The following is an 8,524-nucleotide window of genomic DNA, read 5'->3' on the forward strand; positions in this document are numbered from 1 at the left end:
CCGGGCGCCATGTCTCGTGGGCTCGGAGAGGGGTATAAGAGACAGGCCCGACACACCCCGGGCGTGTCGGGCAGGACGCTCCACCCGAGGGGGAGGACCCGGGGTTCAGCGCGCCGTGGCGTCGATCGCGTCCAGGCGGCGGTCGACCAGGACGCCCGACAGGAGCACCGCCGCCGAGACGCCCGCCAGCGGGACGAGGAACGTGAGGTGCCAGCCCGCGAACGCCAGCGCGCCCAGCGTCACCAGCACCGCGAGCGCCGTGCCGGGGGACGCCGCCGGCGCCAGCAGGAGGAACCGCCAGGTGCGGCCGAACGGCTCGTCGTAGCGCCGGAGCACCGCGAGGAACCACGCGCCGACCACCAGGAGCCCGGCGCCGAGCACCAGCAGCCCCGCGGCGGCCACCGCGGCCGGGCCGGTCGACCCCGTGGCCGAGGCGAGCACCGGCAGCGCCAGCGCGTCCGCGACGAGCACCGCGCCCACCAGCAGCAGCGGCCAGCCCAGCCGGTTCGCGCGCCGGAACCCGGCCCGGTACTCCGTCCAGAACGCCCGCCGCACCGACTCGGGCGGCTCGCCCGCGGCGACGGCCCCCAGCACCGTCGCCGCCGCGGCGAGCGCGGGCAGCACGCCCAGGACGACGCCGCCGAGCAGCGTGCCCGCCACGACCAGCAGGTTCACCGCGACCAGCCGGGCCGCGACGCGCAGCCAGCGCATCACCGCCCCGGCCCAGCCGCCGACGTCCTCGCCGCCCTCGTGCACGAGGACCCGCCGCCGGGCCTCCGGCACGGCGCTCACGGGGCGGGCTCCACGGCCGCCGTCGCCGCGCCCGCCGGGCCGCCGCCGGCCGGGCCGCCGCCCGCCGGCCCCGCCGGCTCCACGAGCGTCCCCACGGTCACCACCCCGGTCCCGGTGTCGAGCGCGGCGCACGCGAGCGTCGCCCGCCCGCGCACCCCGTCCCACGCGGGGAACGCCACGGCCTCCACGGGCCGATTGCCCCCGCCGACCGCCCCGTCCCACGCGAACCGCCCCCGTCCCAGCGCCACGGCCCCGGGCGGGCCCTCGGCCCCCACGACCCGCGACGCCGAGGCGGTGAACGCGTCCCCGCGCGCGAACGTCACGAGCTCCCAGGTGCCCGCGAGCTCCGCGACGGTCGCGGGCCACGCCGCCTCGTCGTCCTGCTCCCGGTCGGGACCGGCCCACGGCTGCGGCGACACCAGCGGCCACCCGCCGACGGTCCACACCAGCCGCCGGACCTGCACCTCGTGCTGCGTCGGGTCGTCCGCGTCCCGCACGTGGTGCACGAGCAGCTGCCGCGAGGAGCCCCCCGGCAGCTGCTCGGTGAGCACCGACGCGTGCCCGGGCGCGAGCCAGCCGCGCCCGCCGGCCAGGCGGTGCCCGCTCAGCACGGTGCTGCCCACCGGGTCGGCCGCGACGTCGGTCGCGGACCGCCCGCGCACATCGGTGTACGGCCCGGTCACGGACGGCCCGGCGACGACCCGCAGGTGGTAGGTGCCGAACAGCGAGTCGAAGGACGTGAGCAGCGCGTAGCCGCCGCCGGGCCGGGGGAGCACGAACGCCCCCTCGACCGCGGCCTCGACCGCGTGCGGCCGCCGCGCGAGCAGCAGCCCGGGGCCGGGCCGCGGGCGGCCGCCCGAGCCGAGCACGAACCCGGTCGCCGGGTCGATCCCGAGCGCGTGGATGCCGCCGAAGAACGAGCCGTAGACCAGCCAGTGCCGGCCGTCGGCGTCCACCACGGCGTTCGCGTCGATCGCGTTGGGCCCGTCGACGTCGTGCCGGCTGGTGACGACCAGCCCGCGGTCGGTCCACGGCCCCGCGGGGTGCGGCGCCGTCGCGAGCCCGATCGCCGACGTGCGGGACCCGAAGCTCGACGCGGAGTAGTACATCCGCCACCGGCCGTCGTCCGGCACCGCGACCCCGTCGGGCACCCGGACCACGTCCGGCGCCCACAGGCCCCCGGCGCCGGACCAGGCGGCCGCGTCGGCGGGCACGCCGTCCAGCGCCCAGCCGTGGAAGGTCCACGTGACCAGGTCGTCGGACCGGCGCACCTGCACCCCGGCCCGGGGGAGCGGCCCGGCGCCCGAGGCGTCGGTGGAGAACAGCCAGTACGTGCCGTCGTCGTCCCGCACCGCGGTCGGGTCGTGCGCGTGCCGCGCGCCCCAGCCCGCGGTCACCTCGAGCGCGGCGTCCGCGACCGCCCCCGCCGGCTCCGTCAGCGTCATCCCTTGGCCCCCGTCAGCGCGACCGACTCGATGATCTGCCGCTGGAAGATGAGGAACACGACCAGGATCGGCAGCAGCGCCACGAACGACGCCGCCATGATCAGCGGGTAGTCCCGCTGCGTGGCGTACTCGACGTTGAGGTTGGCGATGACCACCTGCAGCGTCTGCTTGGACTCGGTGTTCAGGTAGAGGATCGGCGCGAGGTAGTCGTTCCAGATCGTCATGAACCAGAGGATGAACTGCGCGGCGACGGCCGGCCGGATCAGCGGGAAGATCATCTTCCGGAACACCTGCAGGTAGGACGCACCGTCGATCTTGGCCGCCTCGACCATCGAGTCGGGCACGCTCGACAGGTACTGCCGCAGGAAGAAGATCATCACGATGTTGCCGAACAGCAGCGGCACGATCAGCGGCAGCAGGGTGTCGACCCAGCCGATCTTCGAGAACATCACGAACTGCGGGATCATCAGCGTCGGGAACGGGATCATCAGCCCGGTCAGCAGGCCGAGGAAGATCGCGTTCTTGAACGGCAGCCGCATCTTCGCCAGCGCGAACGCGGCGAGCGACGAGGTGATCGACCCGACGATCGTGACGGTGCCGGCGACGATGATGCTGTTCTTGAAGCCGGACAGGATCGGCGCCTCGGTCCACATCCGGACGAAGGTGTCCCACTGGGGCGCGTCCGGGATCCAGACCGGCGGCAGCGCGAACACCTCGGCCTTGGTCTTGAGGGCGGTGGTCGCCATCCACAGCAGCGGCGCGATCATGACGACCGCGCCCAGCGCGAGCACGACGAACAGGATCGTGTTCACCACGCGGTTCTGGGCGGTGGTGCCCATCGGGGTCTTGCGGCTCATGGGTGCTCGGAGCCCCTTCAGTCGATGCTGAACGCGTTGCGCCGGTTGAGGCGGAACTGGATGAGGGTGACGACGAGGACGATCAGCCCGAGCACGACGGCCATCGCCGTGGCGTAGCCCATCTGCTGGTACTTGAACGCCTTGCGGACGATGTAGTAGACGATCGACGCCGAGCTGAACTCGGGCCCGCCGGTGGGCGTCATGATGTTGATCTCGGTGAAGATCTGGGAGCCCGCGATCACGTTCGTGACGACGAGGAAGAACGTCACGGGGCGCACCATCGGCAGCGTGATCCACCGGAACCGGTGGTAGCCGTTCGCGCCGTCCAGCGAGGCCGCCTCGTACAGCGAGCGGGGCACGGACTGGATGGCCGCCAGGTACAGCAGCATCGAGTACCCGAGGCCCTTCCAGACGGCCATGAGGATGATGGCGGGCTTCACCGTCGCGGTGTTCTGCAGCCAGTCGGGCCCGTCGATGCCGAACCAGGACAGCACCTGGTTCACCAGGCCGAAGTCGCCGTTGTAGGCGAACTGCCAGACGATCGCGATGGCCGCCAGCGACGAGATGACGGGCACGTAGTAGATGGTGCGGAACGCGGTCTGCCCGGGGATCTTCCGGTTCAGCGCGATGGCCAGCAGCAGCGCCAGCACCAGGCCGATCGGGATGCCGATCATGTAGAACGCGGTGTTCCACAGGGTCTTGCGGAAGTACTCGTCGCCGAGCAGGGCCACGTAGTTGTCGAGGCCGATGAACTGCGGCGCCGTCAGGCCGTTCCACCGGGTCAGCGACGCGTACAGCGCGTAGCCCAGCGGGTACAGCGTGAAGACGAGGAAGCCGATCACCGGGGCGGCGACGAACGCGGCGGCCCAGCGGTGCTCGGTGCGGTGCAGGCGGCGCATGGCCTGCCGGGCGTGCAGCGCCGAGCCGCGGTCGTCGCCGCCGGGCGGGACGATGCCGGCGGCGGGCGCCGTGGGGACGGGGGTGGGCTCAGCGGTGGTCCGTGACATCCCGGTGCTCCTTCACGAGGGCGGCCCCGCCGCGCCGGGTCCGCCCGAGGAGGGGCGGCGCGCCGGCGCGGCGGGGAGCGGGGGTGGGGCGGTCAGGCCCCGCCGGCCATCTCGGCGTTGGCGTTGGACTCGTCGAGCAGCGCCTGCATCTTGGGCTGCACCTCGGCGAGGTAGTCCGCGGCGGTCTGCTTTCCGTCGAGCACGGGCTGGATGTTCACCCAGAGCTCGTCGTACCACTCGGCGCCGTAGGTGAAGGAGGCGGGCATGGCGCGGCCGTAGTCCTGCACGATGTCGAGGAACTCCTGGCGGTTGGCGGGCTTCGCGTCCGCCGCGCCGGCCCACTCCTCGGCGACGTCCACCAGGTTCGGGATCTGCACGTTCGCGTCGACCAGCGTCTGCTGGGCGTCGGGGTCGGCGGACAGGTAGGTGGCGAGCTGCACAGCGGCGTCGGGGTTGCCCGAGGTCGCGGAGACGCCGATGCCGAGCGAGCCGACCCAGGTGGCGGACTCGCCGGTGCTGCCGGCGGGCCAGGGGATCAGGTCGTACTCGAAGTCCAGGTCGTTGTAGACGCTGACGTCCCACGGGCCGACCGGGAAGAAGCCGATCTCGCCGGCCATCCACCTCTGGTAGGTGTCGAGGGTCGCGGCCTCGGACGCGTTCGGGGTGACGCCGTCGACGGTGGTGAGGTCGGCGAAGTACTGCAGCGCCTCGGCGAACTCCGGGGTGTCGACGGTGACCTCGGTGCGGTCCTCGTTCGTCCAGTCGCCGCCGTTGCTCCACACCATCGACTGCAGGTTCCACTGCACGTTGAGGCCGGTGCCCCACTGGTCGACCGCGCCGTCGCCGTCGGTGTCGGTGGTCAGCTGCTTCGCGATGTCGCGGAACTCGTCGAGGCTCAGCGGGACGTCCGGGTCGGGCAGCGGGATGCCCGCGGCCTCGAGCATCGTCTTGTTGTAGCCGAACGCGAACGGGCCGACGTCCTTCGGCAGGCCGTACAGCCGGCCCTCGGGGGTGCCCTGCAGCGTGCCGTCGAACCGGTAGGAGTCGACGCCGTACTCCCAGATGTTGTCGAGGTCGACGCCGGCCTCCTCGACCTGGTCGGTGATGTCCAGCAGCACGCCGGACGCCACGTAGGACTGCAGGTTGGCCTGCTCGATGTAGAACACGTCGGGCACCTTGTTGCCCGAGACCGCCGCCTGGAGCTTGGTGGCGTACTGGTCGGCGTCGGTCACGGTCATCTGGACCTCGACGCCGGTGTCCTCGGTGAACTTGTCGATCGCGGCCTGGTACGCGGCCTTCTCGTCCGCGCCGCCGCGGAACATGAACGTCAGGCTGTCTCCGCCGCCGGAGCCGCCGCCGTCGTCGCTGCCGCCGGAGCCGCACGCCGTCAGGGCGAGCGCCCCGGCGAGGGCCAGGGCCGCCGCCCGCAGGGTCTTCGTGGTCATCGCGCCGTTGCCTCCACTGGTGGACCGGGCGAGGTCGAGCGCGCGCCGGTCGGCCGTCGGTGGCGGACCGGACTCTCGAGGGCGGCTCTGGCCTCGTGTTCTACATCGTTGCACTACAACGTTGGAGAGAGTGGCACGGGTCACGTCGGACGGTCAAGCAACGGTTTGGTCACGGTCGGGTGCGCTGAGTAGGCGCCGCGCGGTGCCATGGTTGACGGGCCCCGCCGCGGCGGGCACGATCGTCCTACAACGATGTAGACCGGACAGCGAAGGAGCTGTGCCCCACATGACCACCGTCACCCTCACCCTCGACCCGGCGTTCCGCGTCGGGCCGGTCCGCCGCCGGACCTTCGGCGCGTTCGTCGAGCACCTCGGCCGCTGCGTCTACACCGGCATCCACGACCCGGAGCACCCCACCGCGGACGCCGACGGGTTCCGCGCCGACGTCATCGGCCTGACCCAGGAGCTGGGCGTCTCGACGGTCCGCTACCCCGGCGGCAACTTCGTGTCCGGGTACCGCTGGGAGGACGGCGTCGGCCCGCGCGACCAGCGCCCGCGCCGGCTCGACCTGGCCTGGCACTCCACCGAGCCGAACCTGGTCGGCGTCGACGAGTTCATGCGCTGGACCAAGGCGTCCGGCACCGAGGCGATGATGGCCGTCAACCTCGGCACCCGCGGCGTCCAGGAGGCGCTCGACCTGCTGGAGTACTGCAACGTGAAGGGCGGCACCGCGCTGTCCGACCAGCGTCGGGCCAACGGCGCCGCCGAGCCGTACGACATCAAGCTCTGGTGCCTGGGCAACGAGATGGACGGCCCCTGGCAGATCGGGCACAAGACCGCGCACGAGTACGGCCGGCTCGCCGCGGAGACCGCCCGCGCCATGCGGATGATCCAGCCCGACCTCGAGCTCGTCGCCTGCGGCTCGTCCGGCGTGCCGATCCCGACGTTCGGCCAGTGGGAGCAGACGGTGCTCTCCGAGACCTACGAGCACGTCGACATGATCTCGGCGCACGCCTACTACGCCGAGGAGGACGGCGACCTCGGGTCGTTCCTCGCCTCCGCCGTCGACATGGACCACTTCATCGACTCGGTGACCGCGGTCGCCGACGGCGTGCGGGCGCACAAGAAGGTCGCCAAGCGGATCCACATCTCGTTCGACGAGTGGAACGTCTGGTACCAGAAGCGCGCCGAGTCGGTGCCGCCGTCGGGCGACGACTGGCCCGTCGCGCCGGTCCTGCTCGAGGACAAGTACAACGTCGCCGACGCCGTCGTGGTGGGCAACCTGCTCATCTCGCTGCTCCGGCACACCGACCGGGTGCACTCCGCGTCGCTCGCCCAGCTGGTCAACGTGATCGCGCCGATCATGACCGAGCCCGGCGGCCGCGTCTGGCGGCAGACGACGTTCCACCCGTTCGCCCAGGCGTCGCAGTATGCGACCGGCGAGGTGCTGCAGGTCGCGATCGACGCCCCGACCTACGAGACCGCGAAGTTCGGCGACGCCCCGCTCGTCGACGCCGTCGCCACCCGGGACCCGGAGACCGGCGCGGTCGCGCTGTTCGCGGTCAACCGCTCGACCACCGAGACCGTGACGCTCGAGGTCGACACCCGGTCGATCCCCGGGCTGCGGGTGCTCGGCGCCACCAGCCTGTCGAACCCGGACCACACCTGGGTCGCCACCGCCGACGACGACACCGCGGTGCTGCCGCGGGACAACGACTCCGCGACGATCGACGGCGGGCGGCTCACCGTCCGCGTGCCGCCGGTGTCGTGGAACGTCGTCCGGCTCGGTGCCTGAGGACGACACCGCCGGCGCCCGCGCGCCCCGTCCGCGCCGCCGCGGCCTGCTGGTCGCGGCGGCGGTGACGGCGGTCGCCCTCGTGGGGGCCGGGGGTGTGGCGGTCGCGACCCGCTCGGGCGCGCCCGCCGCCACCGAGATCCCGGTCGCGGGTGACGTCGGCGTGCACGACCCCGCGCTCGTCGTCGGCGAGGGCGACGACCCCTGGTACGTGTACTCCACCGGCGACGAGCGGGAGAACGCCGGGGCCGTCCAGGTCCGCCGGTCCACCGACCGCGGCGCGACCTGGGAGTACCTCGGCACCGCGTGGGGGCCGTCCGACTCCCCGCGGTGGGCCCAGGAGGCCGTCCCGGGCGTCGTGAACTACTGGGCGCCCGAGCTGTACGAGCACGACGGCACCTGGTACCTCTACTACGCCGCGTCGACCTTCGGGTCGAACCGGTCGGTCATCGGCCTGCGCACCAGCCCGACGCTCGACCCCGAGGACCCGGACTACGGCTGGGTCGACCGCGGCGAGGTGTGGCGGTCGGAGCCGACCGACGACTACAACGCGATCGATCCCGGCATCGTCGAGGACGCCGACGGCACGCCCTGGATGCTGTTCGGGTCGTACTGGTCGGGGATCCAGGTGGTCGAGCTGGCGTGGCCGGACGGGCTGCCGGCGGCGGGCGCGGCACCCGTGGGGCTGGCGAGCCGGCTGGCCGCGCCGCACGCGATCGAGGCGCCGTACGTGGTGCCGCACGAGGGCTGGTACTACCTGCTGGTGTCCCAGGACGCGTGCTGCCAGGGCACCGACTCGACGTACAAGGTCGCGGTCGGGCGGTCGCGGGACGTCACCGGGCCGTACGTCACGCGGGACGGCACGGACCTGCTGCTCGACGGCGGGGACGTGCTGCTGGAGGCCGCCGGGGACCGGGTCGGCCCGGGCGGGCAGTCGGCCTCGGGCGGCGTGCTGGCGTACCACTACTACGACGCGGCCACGGGCGGGACGCCCACCCTCGGGCTGCGCGAGATCGCGTGGGACGCCGACGGCTGGCCGGTGCTGGCGACCGCGGATGAGCAGGCGGGCTGACCCCCGGGCCGGCCGGCTGGTCCGGCCGGTCCCCGGCCCTGCGGCCCGACAGTGGGGGGGGGGGGGGGGGGGGGGGGGGGGGGGGGGGGGGGGGGGGGGGGGGGGGGGGGT

7 protein-coding genes are annotated in these 8,524 nt (G+C 73.3%); 2 read left to right on the forward strand and 5 right to left on the reverse strand.

Annotated features, from left to right (window positions below):
* Positions 1-105: 105 nt before the first annotated feature.
* The 5 genes from AC3WUG_RS18480 to AC3WUG_RS18500 form a co-directional block, all read right to left on the reverse strand.
* Positions 106-792, reverse strand: a complete 687-nt coding sequence (locus AC3WUG_RS18480) for a YesL family protein (RefSeq protein ID WP_492329006.1) — start codon at positions 790-792, stop codon at positions 106-108.
* Positions 789-2,237 (reverse strand): arabinan endo-1,5-alpha-L-arabinosidase, encoded by a 1,449-nt coding sequence (locus AC3WUG_RS18485; protein WP_492329007.1) that lies wholly within the window; start codon positions 2,235-2,237, stop codon positions 789-791. The genes AC3WUG_RS18480 and AC3WUG_RS18485 overlap by 4 nt, the downstream gene beginning before the upstream one ends.
* Entirely contained in the window at positions 2,234-3,094 is an 861-nt protein-coding gene (locus AC3WUG_RS18490; protein ID WP_492329008.1) for a carbohydrate ABC transporter permease, read from the reverse strand. The genes AC3WUG_RS18485 and AC3WUG_RS18490 overlap by 4 nt, the downstream gene beginning before the upstream one ends.
* A 17-nt stretch (positions 3,095-3,111) precedes the next feature.
* A complete protein-coding gene (locus AC3WUG_RS18495) occupies positions 3,112-4,101 on the reverse strand; it encodes a carbohydrate ABC transporter permease (protein ID WP_492329009.1) in 990 nt (329 codons plus the stop codon).
* A gap of 92 nt (positions 4,102-4,193) precedes the next feature.
* On the reverse strand, positions 4,194-5,546 hold the full coding sequence (locus AC3WUG_RS18500; protein ID WP_492329010.1) for an ABC transporter substrate-binding protein: 1,353 nt from the start codon (positions 5,544-5,546) through the stop codon (positions 4,194-4,196).
* A gap of 286 nt (positions 5,547-5,832) precedes the next feature.
* On the opposite strand from AC3WUG_RS18500, the gene arfA reads away from it, so the two are divergent.
* Positions 5,833-7,341, forward strand: coding sequence for an arabinosylfuranosidase ArfA (gene arfA, locus AC3WUG_RS18505; protein WP_492329011.1), 1,509 nt, complete (start codon positions 5,833-5,835; stop codon positions 7,339-7,341).
* Positions 7,334-8,413, forward strand: coding sequence for an arabinan endo-1,5-alpha-L-arabinosidase (locus AC3WUG_RS18510; protein ID WP_492329012.1), 1,080 nt, complete (start codon positions 7,334-7,336; stop codon positions 8,411-8,413). The genes arfA and AC3WUG_RS18510 overlap by 8 nt, the downstream gene beginning before the upstream one ends.
* Positions 8,414-8,524 lie beyond the last annotated feature (111 nt).

This window comes from Cellulomonas sp. EB106-03-03-XG116 (assembly GCF_058792015.1).